This is a genomic window from Pseudomonas yamanorum (genome assembly GCF_013386765.1).
GTDB lineage: Bacteria > Pseudomonadota > Gammaproteobacteria > Pseudomonadales > Pseudomonadaceae > Aquipseudomonas > Aquipseudomonas yamanorum_A.
Genome location: NZ_JACARE010000033.1, coordinates 1 through 17,730, shown reverse-complemented (window position 1 = coordinate 17,730; position 17,730 = coordinate 1). Strand labels below are relative to the sequence as shown.

The 17,730-nt window shown below is 63.1% G+C and carries 16 protein-coding genes; 7 read left to right on the top strand and 9 right to left on the bottom strand.

Annotated features, from left to right (window positions below; all coding sequences use genetic code 11):
* The first annotated feature begins 47 nt into the window (after positions 1-47).
* On the top strand, positions 48-1,190 hold the full coding sequence (locus HX875_RS24375; protein WP_177046371.1) for a glycerate kinase: 1,143 nt from the start codon (positions 48-50) through the stop codon (positions 1,188-1,190).
* On the opposite strand, the gene HX875_RS24370 is transcribed toward HX875_RS24375, so the two are convergent.
* The 4 genes from HX875_RS24370 to HX875_RS24355 all read right to left on the bottom strand — a co-directional run bounded on the left by HX875_RS24370 (position 1,187) and on the right by HX875_RS24355 (position 5,466).
* Positions 1,187-2,299: a class II histone deacetylase gene (locus tag HX875_RS24370; protein WP_177046369.1), complete on the bottom strand. Its 1,113-nt coding sequence runs from the start codon at positions 2,297-2,299 to the stop codon at positions 1,187-1,189. The genes HX875_RS24375 and HX875_RS24370 overlap by 4 nt on opposite strands.
* 13 nt (positions 2,300-2,312) lie before the next feature.
* A complete protein-coding gene (locus HX875_RS24365) occupies positions 2,313-3,488 on the bottom strand; it encodes an MFS transporter (protein ID WP_177046367.1) in 1,176 nt (391 codons plus the stop codon).
* Positions 3,489-3,510: 22 nt separating this feature from the next.
* Positions 3,511-4,356, bottom strand: a complete 846-nt coding sequence (locus tag HX875_RS24360; protein ID WP_371321496.1) for a transporter — start codon at positions 4,354-4,356, stop codon at positions 3,511-3,513.
* 138 nt (positions 4,357-4,494) lie between these two features.
* Positions 4,495-5,466, bottom strand: coding sequence for a helix-turn-helix transcriptional regulator (locus tag HX875_RS24355; RefSeq protein WP_177046363.1), 972 nt, complete (start codon positions 5,464-5,466; stop codon positions 4,495-4,497).
* 204 nt (positions 5,467-5,670) lie between these two features.
* On the opposite strand from HX875_RS24355, the gene HX875_RS24350 reads away from it, so the two are divergent.
* Positions 5,671-6,183: a GNAT family N-acetyltransferase gene (locus HX875_RS24350; protein WP_177046361.1), complete on the top strand. Its 513-nt coding sequence runs from the start codon at positions 5,671-5,673 to the stop codon at positions 6,181-6,183.
* Here the strand turns inward: HX875_RS24350 and HX875_RS24345 are convergent.
* On the bottom strand, positions 6,180-6,875 hold the full coding sequence (locus HX875_RS24345; protein ID WP_177046359.1) for an aspartate/glutamate racemase family protein: 696 nt from the start codon (positions 6,873-6,875) through the stop codon (positions 6,180-6,182). The genes HX875_RS24350 and HX875_RS24345 overlap by 4 nt on opposite strands.
* 126 nt (positions 6,876-7,001) lie before the next feature.
* Here HX875_RS24345 and HX875_RS24340 point away from each other — a divergent pair, with 126 nt between their 5' ends.
* The gene (locus tag HX875_RS24340; protein WP_177046357.1) at positions 7,002-7,496 is read left to right on the top strand and encodes a hypothetical protein; all 495 of its coding nucleotides are present in this window, start codon (positions 7,002-7,004) and stop codon (positions 7,494-7,496) included.
* A gap of 115 nt (positions 7,497-7,611) precedes the next feature.
* On the opposite strand, the gene HX875_RS24335 is transcribed toward HX875_RS24340, so the two are convergent.
* Positions 7,612-7,833, bottom strand: a complete 222-nt coding sequence (locus tag HX875_RS24335) for a cbb3-type cytochrome c oxidase subunit 3 (protein ID WP_177046355.1) — start codon at positions 7,831-7,833, stop codon at positions 7,612-7,614.
* Positions 7,833-9,260: a cytochrome-c oxidase, cbb3-type subunit I gene (ccoN, locus tag HX875_RS24330; RefSeq protein ID WP_177046353.1), complete on the bottom strand. Its 1,428-nt coding sequence runs from the start codon at positions 9,258-9,260 to the stop codon at positions 7,833-7,835. The genes HX875_RS24335 and ccoN overlap by 1 nt, the downstream gene beginning before the upstream one ends.
* 207 nt (positions 9,261-9,467) lie before the next feature.
* Between ccoN and aldA the strand changes: the two genes are divergently transcribed.
* From aldA to HX875_RS24310, 4 genes are all read left to right on the top strand, one after another.
* Positions 9,468-10,892: an aldehyde dehydrogenase gene (gene aldA, locus HX875_RS24325; RefSeq protein WP_177046351.1), complete on the top strand. Its 1,425-nt coding sequence runs from the start codon at positions 9,468-9,470 to the stop codon at positions 10,890-10,892.
* Positions 10,893-10,968: 76 nt separating this feature from the next.
* The gene (locus HX875_RS24320) at positions 10,969-12,279 is read left to right on the top strand and encodes an MFS transporter (protein WP_177046349.1); all 1,311 of its coding nucleotides are present in this window, start codon (positions 10,969-10,971) and stop codon (positions 12,277-12,279) included.
* Position 12,280: 1 nt separating this feature from the next.
* Positions 12,281-13,498 (top strand): mandelate racemase/muconate lactonizing enzyme family protein, encoded by a 1,218-nt coding sequence (locus HX875_RS24315; RefSeq protein WP_177046347.1) that lies wholly within the window; start codon positions 12,281-12,283, stop codon positions 13,496-13,498.
* A 27-nt stretch (positions 13,499-13,525) separates the two neighbouring features.
* Positions 13,526-15,136, top strand: a complete 1,611-nt coding sequence (locus HX875_RS24310) for a GMC family oxidoreductase (RefSeq protein WP_177046346.1) — start codon at positions 13,526-13,528, stop codon at positions 15,134-15,136.
* Positions 15,137-15,235: 99 nt separating this feature from the next.
* Here the strand turns inward: HX875_RS24310 and HX875_RS24305 are convergent, their stop codons facing one another.
* Positions 15,236-16,156 carry a pyridoxal-phosphate dependent enzyme gene (locus tag HX875_RS24305; protein WP_177046344.1) on the bottom strand — a complete coding sequence of 307 codons (921 nt, stop codon included), beginning with the start codon at positions 16,154-16,156 and terminating at the stop codon, positions 15,236-15,238.
* Between the two features lie 37 nt (positions 16,157-16,193).
* Positions 16,194-17,597, bottom strand: a complete 1,404-nt coding sequence (locus HX875_RS24300) for a sodium:solute symporter family protein (RefSeq protein WP_177046342.1) — start codon at positions 17,595-17,597, stop codon at positions 16,194-16,196.
* Positions 17,598-17,730 lie beyond the last annotated feature (133 nt).

The following is a 17,730-nucleotide window of genomic DNA, read 5'->3' as shown; positions in this document are numbered from 1 at the left end:
CCGGTGCCAACTGGCAGCATGGGCGTTATAAAAACCGGAGAAAGCCCATGAAAATCATCATCGCCCCTGACTCGTTCAAGGACAGCCTGAGTGCTGAAGGCGTGGCGAATGCCATTGCCGAGGGGTTGGCCACGGTGTGGCCCGACGCCGAGCTGATCAAGTGCCCGATGGCGGACGGTGGTGAGGGTACGGTGGAGTCGGTACTCGCCGCCTGCCAGGGCGAGCTGCGTACCACCAACGTGCAAGGGCCGTTGGGCGCCGGCGTTGATGCGCATTGGGGCTGGTTGGCCGAGAGCCACACCGCAATCATCGAAATGGCCGAGGCCAGCGGGCTGCAATTGGTGCCGCCGGGCAAACGCGATGCCTGTTCCAGCAGCACGTTTGGCACTGGCGAGCTGATCCGCGCGGCACTGGATGCCGGCGCCCGGCGCATCATCCTGGCGATTGGCGGCAGCGCCACCAACGACGGCGGCGCCGGCGCGATGCTGGCCCTCGGTGTGCAATTGTTTGATGCCGAAGGTGCCGCATTGCCCTTGGGCGGCCTGGCACTGGCCAAACTGTCGCGCATCAGCCTGGATCAACTGGACCCACGCCTGGCCGAGGTGCGCTTCGAAATCGCTGCCGACGTGAACAACCCGCTGTGCGGCCCCCACGGTGCCTCGGCGATTTTCGGCCCGCAAAAAGGGGCGAATCCCCGGCAAGTCGAACAACTGGATGCCGCTCTCGGCCATTTCGCCGATCACTGCGCCAAGGTATTGCCCAAGGATGTACGTGACGAGCCCGGCAGCGGCGCTGCCGGTGGCTTGGGTTTTGCCGCCAAGGCGTTCCTTGGCGCGCAATTTCGTGCGGGTGTGGAAGTGGTGGCCGAGCTGGTGGGCCTTGAACACGCCGTGCGCGGCGCCGACCTGGTGATCACCGGCGAAGGCCGTTTCGACGCCCAGACCCTGCGGGGCAAAACCCCGTTTGGCGTGGCGCGGATCGCCAAACAGCACAACGTGCCGGTGATCGTGATCGCCGGCACGTTGGGTGAGGGTTATGAGCAGATGTACGCCCATGGCGTGGATGCCGCATTCGCCTTGCCGTCCGGCCCGACTACCCTGGAGCAGGCCTGCAGCGAGGCGCCGCGCCTGTTGCGCGAGCGCGCCTCGGACATCGCCCGGCTCTGGCGTGTGTCGGCCCCGGCGGTCTAAGCCTCAAAGCCCTGCGCCAGTCGGTCGATCCACTGGCGCTGAAACCCCAGCAGTACGTCCTTGGGCTGCTGCAACTGGACGAACTCCAGCATCGGGTCTTCCACCGCCGTGCGCACGCCGGCCAATTCCTCCAGCGCCGCCAGCCCGCAAAACGGCACATAGGCCTCGCTGTATCCACCTTCATGCACCAGCACCAGGCGCCCCTGGCACAGCCGCTCGGCGGCCTGGCGCACCGCGCGGGTCATCAGGCGGAACGACTCGCTGTGCAGCAGCATTCGCGCCAGCGGGTCGACGGCGTTGGCGTCGTAGCCGCAGGCGACGATGATCAGTTCGGGCTCGAAACGCTCCATGGCCGGCACCACGATGCGCTCCATCGCGTGCAGATACGCTTCGTGGCCGCCGCCCGGCGGCAACGGGATATTGATATTCGCGCCCAGGCCGTCGCCACGGCCACGGTCCTGTTCACCGCTGTAGCCCGGCGGATAGCAGCCGTCCTGGTGCAGGGAGATCGTCAACACATCGCCGCGTGCTTCGAAGATGGATTGGGTACCGTTGCCATGGTGCACATCCCAGTCGATCACGGCGACTTTGCCCAATCCGCGACGGGCCTTGGCGGCCTCGATGGCGATGGCGATATTGGCCAGGAAGCAAAAGCCCATGGCACCGTCCGCCAGGCAGTGATGCCCCGGTGGCCGCGACAGTGAGTAGGCATTCTCGACCTGTCCGCTCAACACCGCGTCCACCGCCGCGATGGCCAGCCCCGCGGAGAGTCGGGCGATCTCGTAGCTGCCCGGGCCGATCGGTGCCTGTGGGCCCAGCTCGCCACCGCCGGCATCGCTTAAGGCCTTGAAGCGTTGCAGGTAGTCGGCACCGTGCACCCGTCGCAAGTCCTCGTCAGTGGCCGGAACTGCGCTGTGCTGTTGCAGGTGACGGCTCAGCCCGGACACGTCCAGCAGGCTTTTCAAGCGCCGCTTGGTCTCCGGCGACTCGGCATGCCCGCTGCCGGCAGGCGGCTGCACCCAACCGCCCACCGGCAAGGTCAGGGCATGGGCGCCGGCGCTGTGCCAGAGGCTTAGTTCATCAAAGAAAAACGCGGTGGTTCGGTTCATCAGAGTCTCCAGTTCAGCGGGTTAAAACAGCGTCAGGCGTGGCGCGGCTGCCGAGCATCAGCGCCAGGGACAACAGGGTGACGGCGGCGCCGCCCACCAGCAGCGAGGCAAACCCGCCGCTGGCTTCGATCAGCCGCCCGGCAATGGCCGGCCCGATGGCCAGGCCCGCACCGATCACCAGGTTGGAGGTGTTCATCAGCTTGCCGCTGCGGTCGAGGTCGGCCAGGCAGGCGAGAATCAGCGGCAGGATGAAGGTCCAGGTGAACTTGAACAGCAGCGCTGCCAGGGCAAAGCGCAGCAGTGTTGGCGTACCGCTCAGCAACAGCACCGCACCGGCCATCAGGGCGTAGCCCACCAGCAACAGCAGCAGGCGTGGCAGGCGCGTACCGATCAGCGAGGCACAGCCGGCGCCGACGATACCCATCACGGTGGCCAGGGCCAGCACTTCACCGCTGTGTTGCGCGGAGATTGCAGCGCTACTGCTGATGGCGCCGATAAAGGTCCAGACGCCGCCGAGGCTGATGTAGAAAGCCAGGATCCCGGCGATGCCCAGCGCAGCCTTCATCCGGGAGCCAGGTATCGGCGCCGCATCGGTTTGCTGGCGCGGCGGGCTGCCGGGTGGGAAGCACCGGGCGAGTGGCAACAGCAGCGTCATCAGTCCCGCAAGAATCAGGTAGCAGGCGCCGAGGCCATAGCGCGCAAACAGTCCGGGCAGCACGCCGAGGCCGACGGCTCCGACCACCAGTTGCCCCATCACCCACAAGCCGTAGACCCGGCTCGGATCGGCAGTGGCGGCCGCGCTGGCCAGGCAGATGATCATCAACGAACCGCCCGCCAAGGCACTCATAAAGCGCAAGGCAAGCAAGGTGGCGTAGGTGTCGGCGAGCATCGACAACAGGTTGGCGGCAATGAATGCCAAGGCGGCGACCAGGGCTGCCAGGCGCCAGTCCACCCGTTTCAGCCACCAGAAGGCGGGCAGGGTGGCCAGGCTCATCGCCCCCAGCTCGGTGGAGAACAGGTCGCCGATGTGGGACGGGCTCAACTGCCATTGGCTGGCCAGTTGCGCGGCCACCGCCGGTGCGGTCATCAGGATGGTCGGGGTGATGGCGGCGAACAGGATGATCGCCGCCAGCAACGGCCAGGACCGCGCCGAAAGGCCGGCGGTTGCAGCGTGGGTCTGAGTGTTCATGGGCAAGCTCCGGGAAAGTGATTCAGAACACATGGACCAGCCGCAACAGGGCGTCGGTGCCTGCGTAGCCGTTGGATGCCGCGACGTTTTGCGAAAGGCTGAACATCACTTGGTTCTGCCGGTCGAGCCAATGCCCTACCTCGAAACCCACCTGGGTGTAGCGCTTGTGGGTGTCGTCGATGCGCTGGTCGTTGATGCGCAGCTCGCCGCCATCGGCGTGGATCAAACGCAGGGCGCCGTAGGTGGCCGGGCTGAAGTCGTAGGAGGCGAAGGCTTGCAGGCGGTACAGCGGGTCTTGCTTGAGGTCGCTGCCGAAATAGTCGTCATTGGTGGCGTACAACTGGGCTTCGAGGTTGGCTTCCAGCACCCATTTCTCACCAATGCCCTGGGTGTAGTTGTAAACGAAAGTCGCGCCCCAGCGATTGGCCCCGGGGGACACGTCGGGGTTTTTGCTGTGGTACTCGCCCACCGGCACGGTGATCAGGCTCAACAGCCCGCTGTAGGTGCGTGCGGCCGGGTCGTTGATGAAAAACAGCGTGCCGCCGACCTGCGGGTCACCAAAGCCGCTCTCGCCGGTGTGCTGGCTGGCGCCGGGCAAGCGTGCGTTGATGTCGGCGAAGGGCAGGATAAATTGCGGGGTGCACAGCGTGCCGCAGACGTCAGTGAAAAACACTTGGCGGTACGCCACGGCGTTGACCTTCAAGTCGGCCTTGCCGGTGGTGTCGGCCGGGCCGTGGAAATCATCGTAGCGCGTGGCCGGCAAGTACAGCACGCCGAGGCTGGTGCCGGACGGCGCGCCGAAAAAGTCCCGGGCGTTGAGGTCGGCGGCCTGGCTGTCGAGGCTCAGCAGGGTGCCGCCCAGCAGCATGGCCAGGTGACGCAAGGTGGAGTGATTCATCGCAAGGCATCTCTTATGGAATGTGATGGATGGCAGCGGAAAATGGGCAAAGGGCGCCCGTGGCCGTCAAAACGACAGCGCAAAAAAGCAGCGAATTAAGGGGTGAGGTCAGTCGGGCGGGGCGTGCAGCAAGTGCGCGATGCGCGCCTTGTCCTTGACCCCGAGCTTGCTGTAGATGGCGCGGATGTGATGGCGCACGGTGTTCGGCGACAAGCCCAGGTCGCGGGCGACTTCCTTGTAGGTCTTGCCTTCGCCAAAGCCCTGGGCCACGTCGTTCTCTCTGGGACTGAGCTGGGGCAGGGCGCGGTTGAGGCGCGCGGCCAACAGAAACTGATCGCCCACGGCCGAGGCTTCGATATGGATGTGCTTGCCCTCATGCCCGCGCTGACTCAACGGCACCGGCAGGGCGGGGCCGCTCCATTGCGGCCACTCACTGAGCAGCAGGTCGACAAACCCGCGTTCGGCACACTGCAACACCCCGCGCTGGTCGCAGACTGCCAGGGCCAGATTGCGCGGGCTGGTAAGGGTTTCGCGCATGGCCACCAGGGTGCGGATCTGGTTCGCCGAGACGGCCGCCACCAGGTGCAGCATCAGGTTGTTCAGCAGTTGGCAGTCGTCCTGGTTGAACCGTGGCGCGCCGGGCTTGCGGTACAGGCTCAAGTGGTCACTGAGGCGGGTTTGCGGGTCGACGTGAATCACACACAACAACTCGCCAATGTCATAGCGCTGCCCCAACCAGTTCTGGCCCGGGCCGTTGGCGGGGTCGAGCATGTCGACAATCACCGCCTGGCCGGGCGCCTCGTGCACCAGCCCGACCGTCACGTCCACATGGCGGATCGACTGCCAGTCGGCCAGATACGTGTGCGGTAGGTGATGCAGGTAGCTGCTGTGTTCTTCCGGCAGGCCATCGATGATCGCGGCGCGGCCCCACCAGGCGCTGTCGAAGGGCAGCAGTTGGCTGATGCGCGTCAGGGCATGGCCATGAAACTGTTCGATGTCCTGATGTTGGGCCAGGCGTTGCAGATCAAGCGTCAGGGTGCTGAAAGCCTGTAACAGGCCGGGGGGATCAAGATGGCTCATGGGCGTTCCTCTGTGGGACTTTTTTATTGTTCTAGTCACAGGGTTTGAAGGCCGAAACGGGGCAGGGCCTGGGTGAAGTATCGGCGCTGCGGGAGCCGATCGCTATCCTACAGATGCACGATGTGCGGCAGGATTTGTGCTCGCCAAAAAACCGCTGTGCCGCCTACACTGGTCGGCCACGTGTTTTTCAAAGGACGAAACACCATGCACACACCTGAACCCAAGATCGTTATCACGCGCTTCACCGAGACCCACCTTGAAGGCGTCACTGCGCTCTACAACGACCCGGCTGTGTGCCGTCAGGTGCTGCAAATGCCTTTCCAGTCGGCCGAGGCATGGCGCAAACGCCTGGTGCAGGACAACGAACGGCGGCTACAACTGGTGGCGGTGCATGCCGGTGAGGTCATCGGCCAACTCGGCCTTGAACAGTATTTGCGCGTACGCCAAAGCCACGTCGGTTCGTTCGGCATGGGCGTGGCCACCGCCTGGCAGGGCAAGGGCGTGGGCTCCCGGTTACTGGGCGCCGCGCTGGAGGTGGCGGATAACTGGATGAACCTGCACCGGGTGGAACTGACGGTGTACGCCGACAACGAAGCCGCCCACCGCCTGTACCACAAGTTCGGCTTCGAGACCGAAGGCCGGCTGCGGGATTACGCCGTGCGTGACGGCGCATTCGTCGACACCCTGACCATGGCGCGTATCCGCAAGCCTGCCTAGTCGTCCTGCAACGCAAACGCCACCGCAGCCTGCGCATGCAGCTCGGTGGTGTCCAGCAGTGGCAGGTCACTGTGCTGCGGTTTGATCAACAGGCTGATTTCTGTGCAACCGAGGATGATGGCCTGGGCACCACGTGCCGCCAGGGACTCGATCACCCGTTGATACACCTCGCGCGATGCGTCGCTGATCACCCCGACACACAACTCCTCATAGATGATCCGGTGCACGGCCTGGCGCTCGTCCGCGTCGGGCACCAGCACGGTCAAGCCCTGGGCCGCCAGGCGTGACTTGAGAAACTCCTGTTCCATGGTAAACGCGGTGCCCAGCAGCCCGACGGTGAGGGTGCCGGCCTCTACCGCCGCCGCGCCGGCCGCGTCTGCAATATGCAGAAACGGTACGGACACCGCCGCTTCGATGCGCGGCGCCACCAGGTGCATGGTGTTGGTACACAGCACGATGCATTCGGCGCCACCGGCTTGCAGGCGGCGGGCGGCGTCTTCGAGGATCAATGCCGCGTCGTCCCAGCGCCCGGCGTGCTGGGCCTGCTCCACCGGGCCGAAGTCGACGCTGTACATCAACAGTTGCGCCGAGCGCAGTGGCCCCAGCTGGTCGCGCACGCTCTGGTTGATGATGCGGTAATACTCGGCGCTGGACTCCCAGCTCATGCCGCCGATAAGGCCGATGGTGCGCATGTGATGCTCCTGAAATGGACGGGCGAGGGCACCACATTACCCAAGCTCTGCGCTTTAGTCATACGCCGGTGTGCGGCATCTGCCATGATCAAGGTTCGCAACATGGGTCACCCAAGGAACACGGCAATGGACGATGTACAACAACTGGGCGAGATGCTGCGTCATTACGCCGACAGCGAAGCCCACAAGAAGCAGCAGTTCGAAGTGCAATCGGCCCATTGGGCACAGAAGATCAGCGAGTTGTTCGGCCAGATCGAGCAATGGCTTGCGCCTGTGAAAACCGTCGGTTTGCTGGAGGTGCAGCGCGAAGCGTACGTGGCTTCCGGCCCCAGCGTGCCGGTGGAGACCTCCACCTTCAAGACCGAGAAACTGACCATCCATATCGCCGGCAAACCGGTTGAGTTCGTGCCGGACGTGATGGGCGCCGGTGGCTTGATTTCGCTGTCGGTGATGGGCTTGACCGCCGCCCGCTACGGCAGCATTTCCCTGGTGCTGCTGCCGGGCAAAAACGACTGGTTGTGGAAGAAAACCAATGGTTTGAAAGACCCGGACACCTTTGGCTTCGATGCCAACTTCCTGGCCTTGCAGTTGCAGAGCCTGATTCCCCGCGAACGCGGCTGAGTCATGGCTTCTGTGGGAGCTGGCTTGCCTGCGATAGCATCACCGCGGTGTTTCATTAGCACCGAGTGGCCCGCATCGCAGGCAAGCCAGCTCCCACATTGATCGTATTCCTTTCTCAGATATCGACATTGCCCCAACCCGGCTTTGCCTCTTCGGGCGCCACCGCGTTGACCCGCTTGCCCGTCGCCAACTCCACCCGCCGCGCCACCTCCGGGTCATCGGCAAACGGAATCAGGCTGGCCTCATCCAGGCTCTCCCTCGACTCACCCCGCAGGCAATACTCCACCGCGCCATACAGGCCGATCACCGCCGCCAGGTTCAAGGCTATCTCCCACATCAGGCGATCTGCGCTTCAAGCTGCGCCACCTTCAAATCCGCCACCCGCACCGTGCGCCAGGTGTTGTAGGCCATCAGCAGCATGCCGCTGAGGAAGAACACCCCGCCGACAAACCGCACCACAAACCCCGGATGGCTGGCCTGCAAGGCTTCCACAAAGGAATAGGTAAGGGTGCCGTCGTCGTTCACCGCCCGCCACATCAAACCCTGGGTGATGCCGTTGACCCACATCGAGGCGATGTACAGCACCGTGCCAATGGTCGCCAGCCAGAAGTGCATATTGATCAGCCCCACACTGTGCATCTGCGCGCGCCCGAACACTTTCGGGATCATGTGGTACAGCGAACCAAAGGTGATCATTGCCACCCAGCCCAGGGCGCCAGCGTGGACGTGGCCGATGGTCCAGTCGGTGTAGTGGGACAGGGCGTTGACGGTCTTGATCGCCATCATCGGCCCTTCAAACGTGGACATCCCATAGAACGCCAGCGACAGCACCAGGAAGCGCAGGATCGGGTCGGTGCGCAATTTATGCCAGGCCCCCGAGAGCGTCATCATGCCGTTGATCATCCCGCCCCAGCTGGGCGCCAGCAGAATCAGCGACATCGCCATGCCCAGCGACTGTGCCCAGTCCGGCAGCGCGGTGTAGTGCAAGTGGTGCGGGCCGGCCCAGATGTACAGGGTGATCAACGCCCAGAAGTGCACGATGGACAGGCGATAGGAATACACCGGCCGCCCGACTTGCTTTGGCACGAAGTAGTACATCATCCCCAGAAAACCCGTGGTCAGGAAGAAACCTACGGCGTTGTGCCCGTACCACCACTGCACCATGGCGTCGGTGGCGCCGGAATACACCGGGTAGGACTTGAACCAGTCCACCGGGATCGACAGGTGATTGACCACGTGCAGCATGGCGATCACCACGATAAACGCACCAAAGAACCAGTTGCCGACGTAGATATGCTGGGTCTTGCGCTGCACCACGGTGGTGAAGAACACGATGGCATAGGCGACCCACACCACGGTCATCCACACGGCGCCGCTGAACTCGATCTCGGCGTATTCCTTGGTGGTGGTGTAGCCCAGCGGCAGGCTGACCAACATGATCACGATCACCGACTGCCAGCCCCAAAAGGTAAAGGCCGCGAGCTTGTCCGAGTACAGCCGTACCTGGCAGGTGCGCTGTACTGCGTAGTAGCTGGCGGCGAATTGCGCGCTGCCGGCAAAGCCGAAGATCACCAGGCTTGTGTGCAGCGGGCGCAGGCGCCCGAAGGTGGTCCACGGCAGGTCGAGGTTCATCTCGGGCCAGACCAGTTGCGAGGCGATCCACACGCCCATGGCCATGCCGACCACGCCCCAAACGATGGTTGCAATGACGAATTGACGCACGACCTTGTAGTTGTAGGCCTGTGCGGTTGATGCTGGTTGCATGCTTAGTCCTCCCACGGTTCCAAGTGGGCGGCACTGTAGGAAGGATGGGCGGAACAATACAGACTCAGACCCGGGTCATTAATACGGATCAGCCACTAACCTGCATTTTTCGCACGTTACCCCCGTCAATAAATCGTTTGTCCAACCCCCGCCCAATGACAAAACTGCAAGTCACTCGCAAAACAACAACGATTGGGCAAAAACCACATGCAAATCGAGCGCAACTTTTTCAACGGCCACTTCGCCGAACCTGCCAGCGCCACCCAAATCGCGGTCTACAACCCCGCGACCGAGGCCCAGGTAGGCCTGGTGTCCGCCGCCACCCCTGACGAAGCCATTGCCGCCGTCGACGCCGCCGCCACCGCACAGAAAACCTGGGGCAAACTCACCAGCATCCAGCGCGCCGAACACCTGCGGGCGTTCGCCGACGCCCTCGAAACCTGCGCTGAAAGCATAGGCAAGGCGCTGGCCAGCGAATCCGGCAAAAGCCTGGATGACGCCAGCAACGAAGCGCGCTACGCCGCACAGATCACCCGTTACCACGCCGAATGGGCACGTCGCATCGAAGGCGAGATCATTCCCAGCGACACCCCGGACGAAAACCTGTTCCTGCAACGCGAGCCGATTGGTGTCGTGGCGTGCCTGATCCCGTTCAACTACCCGGTCTACACCCTGCTGCGCAAAATCGCCCCGGCGCTGATTGCCGGCAACACCGTGGTGGTGCGCCCGAGCAACAACACGCCGTTGTCCGCTTTCGAAATCGCCCGCGCGGTTGAGCAGTCGGGCATGCCGGCCGGCGTGATCAACATCCTGACCATGGACCACGCCACTGCGGCCGCCCTGTGCACCCACAAAGCCGTGGGCTTGATCACGCTGACAGGCAGCGTCAACGCCGGGCGCATCGTGCTGGATTACTGCAAGGCCAACATCGCCAAGCCGTCCCTGGAACTGGGCGGCAAGACCCCGGCGATCATCGAGGCCGACGCCGACCTGGAAAAGGCCGCCAGCGACATCATCGCGTCCAAGACCACCCACTGCGGCCAGCTGTGCACGGCGGTAGAGCGCGTGTACGTGCAGGAAAGCGTCTACGACCGATTCCTGGCGCTGCTCAAAGCGAAGATCAGCGCCGTCAAATTCGGTGACCGCGCCACTGACGCAGGCTTGATGGGCCCGCTGGTCAACGCCAGCTCCCGGCAGAATATTCACGCCATGGTCGAGCGCGCCATCGCCGACGGTGCTGTACTGGAAACTGGCGGCGTAGTCCCCGAAGGCCCCGGCCATTTCTACCCGCCGACCCTGCTCAGCGGCTGCCGCCAAGGCATGGAAATCATCCAGGAAGAAATCTTCGGCCCGGTGCTGCCGGTGCTCAAGTACCGCGACATCGACGAAGCCCTGGCCATGGCCAACGACCACCAGTTCGGCCTGTCGTCGGTGCTCTACACCGAGAACTACCGCACCGCCATGAAAGTCGCCAATGCCATTGAGGCCGGCGAGTTGTACGTCAATCGCACCCCGGCGGACCCTTACCAGGGCTTCCACGCCGGCTGGAAACGCTCAGGGCTGGGCGGCGATGACGGCAAGCACGGGATGCTTGAATTCACCCAGACCCGTTTGGTGGTCATGAAGTACTGATTCACCGACCACCGGCTTCACCTCAATAAAAACAATTATCGGGGCACCTGCACAGTGGGTGCCCGAGGTCTACAAGATGTCCAAGCCTGCACCCGTTGCCCAGGGTTTCGATGCCGTGTCCGCGGCCAAAAGCGACAAAGCCAGTCGCTACTTCCAATTGATGTTGCTGGTGCTGGCCGCCGGGGCGATCTACCCGATCCTCTACCTGCGCCAGGTCTACCAGACCACCATGCTCGAGGTGTTCCAGATCAACCACAGCCAGCTGGGTTATCTGTATTCGATGCTCGGTACGATCTTCCTCCTCAGCTATCTGCCCAGCGGCTGGTTGGCCGATCGCCTGCCGCCGCGCTTCCTGATCTTTTTCTCGCTGGTAGCCACCGGTGCCCTGGGCATCTGGTACTCCACCGTGCCGTCGATGACCGGCCTGATGATCATCTTCGGCTGCTGGGGCCTGACCACCGGCCTGACCTTCTGGGCCTCGGTGCTCAAGCGGGTGAAGATGATTGCCCATCACAGCGAGCAGGGCCGTTTCTTCGGCATCCTCGACGGTGGCCGTGGCCTGGTGGAAGCCTTGCTGGCAACCGTGGCCCTGGGGCTGTTCGCCTATGCCACCGAAACCCGCAGCCAGACGGCGGCCGAAGGGTTCAAGCATGTGGTGTACCTGTATTCGTTCGTGTGCATCGCCATCGGGTGTGTGCTGGTGCTGCTCAAGGACCCCAAGTCCATGGCCGAAACCGCGGCGGTGGAGAAGGGCAAGTTCAACCTGATCACCGACCTCGCCACCCTGGTAAAAATCCCCGAGCTGTGGCTGGTGACCGCCATTGTGTTCTGCGGTTATCACATGTTCTGGGCCACCTACAGTTTCTCTGACTACCTGCAAGGCAGCGGCATGACCGCCGTGATGGCCGGCACCATCACTACCATCAAACTGTGGATGCGGCCTATCGGCGGGATCGGCGGCGGCTGGCTGGGGGACAAGTTCTCGAATATCTCGGTGCTGATCGTCGCGCTGGTGCTGGTGACTCTGGCGATGGTCGGCCTGATCGTGTTCCCGGCCATCGGCAGTCTCGGCTTGCTGATCGGCACGGTGATCTTTATCGGCCTGATGACCTACGCGATTCGCGGCCTGTACTGGGCGATCCTCGACAGCTGCGCCATCCCGCTGCGCATCACCGGCCTGGCCATCGGCATCGTCTCGGTGGTGGGTTACCTGCCGGACACCTTTATCCCGCTGATCAATGGCTACCTCACCGACACCTACCCGGGGCAGGTCGGCTACAACCTGTACTTCGGCTACATCGCCTTCATCGGCGTGCTCGGGACCCTTGCGGCCCTGACCTTGCGCGCCCGGATCAATCGTAAAAAATTCAACCAGACAGGTGCCTGAGATGAAAATCGTCGCCCTTGAAACCCATATTGTCGCCGTACCGCCACCGCACATCGGCGGCATGTACTGGCTGTTCGTCAAACTGAAAACCGACTGCGGCATCGAAGGCGTGGGCGAGATCTACGCCGCCACCTTCGGCCCCAAGGCCATGCTGCCGATCATCGAGGACGTGTTCGAGCGCTACCTGCTCAACCACGACCCGCACCACATCGAGCGTTTCTTCCGCCAGGCGTATTCCAGCGGTTTCACCCAGCGTCCCGACCTGACCATGATGGGCGTGGTCAGCGGCCTGGAAATGGCCTGCTGGGACATCATCGGCAAGGCCGCCAACAAGCCGGTCTATGAGTTGCTGGGGGGCAAGGTCAACGAACGCCTGCGTTCCTACACCTACCTGTACCCGGTCAACAGCAAGGGCGAGTACGACTACGACGACCCGGACCTGGCCGCCGAGTGCGCCATCGAGAACATGAACAAGGGCTTCACCGCGGTCAAATTCGACCCGGCAGGCCCGTACACCGCGTACTCCGGCCACCAGATTTCCCTGGAAGTGCTGGAGCGCTGCGAAACCTTCTGCCGCAAGATCCGCGAAGCGGTGGGAGACAAGTGCGACCTGCTGTTCGGCACCCACGGGCAGATGGTGCCGTCATCGGCAATCCGCCTGGCCAAGCGCCTGGAGAAATACGACCCGCTGTGGTTCGAAGAACCGGTGCCACCGGGCCAGGAAGACGCCATGGCCCAGGTCGCGGCCAAGACCACCATCCCCATCGCCACCGGCGAGCGGCTGACCACCAAGTACGAGTTCTTCAAGCTGTTGCAGGCCGGTGGTGCATCGATCCTGCAAATGAACGTGGCCCGCTGCGGCGGCCTGCTGGAAGCCAAGAAAATCGCCAGCATGGCCGAGGCCTACTACGCGCAAATCGCCCCGCACCTGTACAACGGGCCGATTGGCGCAGCGGCGAGTTTCCAGCTGGCCACGTGCACGCCGAACTTCCTGATCCAGGAAAGCATCATGACCTGGGGCGGCTTCCACGCCGAAGTGCTGACCAAGCCGCTGCAATGGGAGGACGGCTACATCATCCCGTCCACCGAGCCGGGCCTTGGGGTGGAGCTGAACATGGACGTGGTGCGCAAGCACACGCCGTACACCGGCGAACGCCTGCACCTGCAAATGGCGCCTACGCCGGCTGACGTGAAAGACACTTCGCCCGCCAAGGGCTAAAAAAAACGACTTATGCGGTAACCGTGAATGACATACGACTACATCATCGCCGGCGCCGGCGCCGCAGGTTGCGTCCTGGCCAACCGACTCTCCGCCTCGGGCGAGCATTCGGTGTTGCTGCTGGAAGCCGGCGGCAAGGACAGCTCCTGGTGGTTCAAGATCCCGGTCGGTTTTGCCAAGATGTACTACAACCCGACCTTCAACTGGATGTACTACAGCCAGCCGCAAAAACAGCTGGCTGGCCGTGAAATCTACGCCCCGCGCGGCAAAGTGCAGGGCGGTTCCGGCTCGATCAACGCCATGATCTACGTGCGCGGCCAGGCCCATGACTTCAATGACTGGGCCGCCAACGGCAACGACGGCTGGGGCTTCAAGGACGTGCTGCCGTACTTCCGCAAGCTGGAAAACCACCCGCTGGGTGACACCGAATACCACGGCGGCAGCGGCCCCATCAGCATCACCCCGATGAAAGGCCAGACCCACGCCATCTGCGATGTGTTCCTCAAGGGCTGCGAGCAGTTGGGCTACGGCCTGAGCGATGACTTCAACGGGCCGAACTTCGAAGGCGCGGGCCTCTACGACGTCAACACCCGCAACGGCGAGCGTTGCTCCAGCAGCTTTGCGCACCTGCATCCGGCGTTGGCGCGACCCAACCTGAGCGTGGAACTGCATGCGCTGGTAGACCGCGTGCTGTTCGACGACCAGCAGCGCGCCACCGGCATCAGCGTGACCCAGCACGGCGTGGTCCGCACGTTCACCGCGCGCAAGGAAGTGATCCTGTGTGCGGGCGCGGTGGACACGCCGAAGATCCTGCAACTGTCGGGTGTGGCGGACAAGCAACTGCTCGCCGAACACAACATCCCGCTGGTCAAGGACCTGCCGGCGGTGGGGCAGAACCTGCAGGACCACCTGTGCGCCAGCTATTACTACAAGGCCAATATCCCGACCCTGAATGACCAGCTCAGCTCGCTGTTCGGCCAGTTCAAGCTGGGGCTCAAGTACCTGCTGACCCGCAAGGGCGCGCTGGCCATGAGCGTCAACCAGGCCGGCGGGTTCTTCCGTGGCAACGCGGAGCAGGCGCATCCGAACTTGCAGCTGTACTTCAACCCGCTGTCGTACCAGATCCCGAAAAACAACAAGGCCAGCCTCAAGCCCGAGCCGTATTCAGGCTTTTTGCTGTGCTTCAACCCGTGCCGGCCCACCAGCCGCGGGACGATCCGCATCGCCTCGAAAAACCCACGGGATGCGGCCTTGATCGACCCCAACTACCTGAGCACCCAGAAGGACATCGACGAGGTGATCCAGGGAAGCCGGCTGATGCGCAAGATCATGCAGGCCCCGGCGCTCAAGGGCGTGACCGTGGCTGAGGTGTTGCCGGGGGCTGCGGTGGAAACCGACGAGCAGATGCTGCAGTACTTCCGCGAGAACAGCGGCTCGATCTATCACCTGTGCGGGTCGTGCGCCATGGGTTCGGACCCGCAGGTGTCGGTGGTGGACAAGCGCTTGAAGGTGCATGGGCTGCAGGGGCTGCGGATTGTCGATGCGTCGATTTTCCCGAACGTGACCTCGGGCAATACCCATGCGGCGGTGCTGATGGTGGCGGAGAAGGGCGCGGACCTGATCCTGCAGGATGCCTGAGGGCGCCCCATCAGCTGTAGGAGCCGGCTTGCCGGCGATGGCTGCAGCACATTCAGCAATGATGTGACTGATACTCCGCCATCGCTGGCAAGCCAGCTCCTACAAGGGCTGCTGTGCTTGCCACTGAGCAACCGTTTGGGCGCTGATGCTCACCCCGCCACACACAATCACCACCACATCCTCAACGCCGGCAATCGCGGCATGTTCCAGATAAGCCACCGCCAACGAAACCCCGCACGCCGGCTCCACCAACTGCCGTAAATCATCGGCATACCGCACCACGCCCATCATCGCCTCGGCATCAGTCAACACCACGCACTGATGGGCAAACTGGCCGATATGTTCAACCGGCCACGCCGCCACCTGAGTGGCCGCCAACGATTTGGCCACAGTGTCGATCTTCGCCAGGCGCACCGGTTTTCCAGCTTCCACGGCGGCGGCAAACGACGCCGCGCCTGCCGTTTCACAGGCAATCACCTTGCAGTCGAACCGTCCATGACGCTCCAGCCCCGTCAGCACGCCCGCGAGCAATCCACCGCCACCCACGGAGGTCACGATGGCGCCCACCTGCGGGCAGTCTTCGAGAATTTCATCGATCATGCTGCTGTGGCCTTCCCACAACAACGGATGGTCAAAAGCCGGCACATACAGGGCTTCAGGCGCTTCGGAAAGTTGCAGCGCCAGCTCGTTGGATTGATCCCACAGATCACCGTGCACCACCACTTCGGCGCCCGCCTGGCGGATACGCGCGCGGGTGGCTTCGGGGGTGGTGGAGGGCACCACGATCCGCGCCTGCAACCCCAAGCCTCTTGCTGCAAAGGCCGTGGCCAGCCCGGCATTGCCGCCGGAGGGGCACACCACGGTGGTCTTGCCCTGGCTCGCCGCGTAGGCGCACAGCGTGGTCATCCCGCGCAACTTGAACGAGCCACAGGGTTGCAGGTTCTCAAGCTTCAGCCAGATGCGCCGGGTAGGGGTGGACAGGCCGGGGTGCAGGATCAGCGGGGTGCGAATCGGCAGCATTTCACAACTTCCTTATTGGTGGGGCTGCCATCCTACCTCAGCTGGTGGCCGCCACCAGTGGTTCTGCCGGAGTCTTGCGGCGTGTCACATGGCTGATGCCCATGATGATCAGCGGGGTAAACAGGGCGATGTAAGCGTTGTCGATGCCCCACGGATTACCGGCGAGGAACCAGCCCACGGTGGCCAGCAACGAGGCAATGATGCTCAGGAATGCCCCGGCTGCGGTGCCGAATTTCGGTGCATAGAACACCATCAACACCAGTACCGCGAGGGAGGCGCGCAACGCCTTGCCGAGGAAGGCGATCATCAGCACCTTGTCCGAGGTCAGCGCCAGGGCAATCGGCAACAGGCCGACGGCGATTGTCGCCAGGCGCACAAAGCGCAGGGACTTGGCGTCGCTTTTTTCCGGGTTGAACCACGGTTCGTAGAAGTCCCGCAGCAGCAGCGTCGCCGAGCCCATGCTTACTGCCGAGATGGTGCCGAACAGCGACCCGGCAAGGCCTGCGACCACCAGCCCGGCGGTCAGTTGGTCCATGCTGGCGATCAGGGTGGGGAAGGCTTGCAGGGAGTCAACGTTGGGGAACAGCACCGCGCTGCACATCCCGATCAATGCTGCGCCGATGCCGAACGGCACCATCAGCACGGCCACGTAGAAACACGCACGCTGGGCTTTGCCCGCATGGCTCACGGTGTTTACTGCCTGGATTACGTATTGAGTGGAAAATATCGAGCCAATACCGGCGATCATCCAGGCGATGATCTGGCCCCAGCCCACGGTGGTCCAGTCAAACATGCTGGCGGGCAATTGCGCCTGCAACTGGCTGATGCCGCCGACCTGCTTCAAGCCGAACCACAATGCCAGGCCTACGCCCAGGTACTTCAAGGCGGCGTGGACGAAGTTGGTGTAGATCACTGAGCGCATGCCGCCGATGCTGACGTACGCGACCGAGACCACGCCGACGATCACGATCGCCAGGGTTCGGTCCACTTGCATCACGCTGGCCAACACCGCGCCGCCGCTGGCGTAGATCGACACGGCGACGATCTCCAGGGCAAAGATAGTGATGATCGAGGTGGCGAAGCGGGTGCGCTGGCCGTAGTTGCGCGCGAGTACGCCGGAGATGGTGTTGTCGCCCAGGTCCTTGTACTTGCGCGCCAGTAGCCAGGCGAACAGCACGAAACCGAGGGCCAGGGCGAACAGGTTCCATGCGGCGGAGATGCCTACCTTGAAGCCGGTTTGGGCGGTGCCGATACTGACTGCGGTGCCGATGAATTCCGAGAGCATCAGGAAGCCGATCAGGAACGCCGGGAAGTGGCCCCCGCCCGTTGTGTAGTTATTGGCGCTGCGGGAGTGGCGGCGAACGCCGTAGCTGATCAGTGCCAGGCTCAGCATGTAGAGACCGGTGATGGACAGTACGATCCAGGAGGAGTGGGTGGGCATTTTTATACTCTTTAGGTATTTTTGTAATTGTGGGTAGTTTCCTCTGGTGGTTTTGCTTTCGTCTAATATCGGGTTGGTATGGTTTGATACCCCTGTGGTATGGGTGAATATCTGTTATTTAGGTAACGGCGGC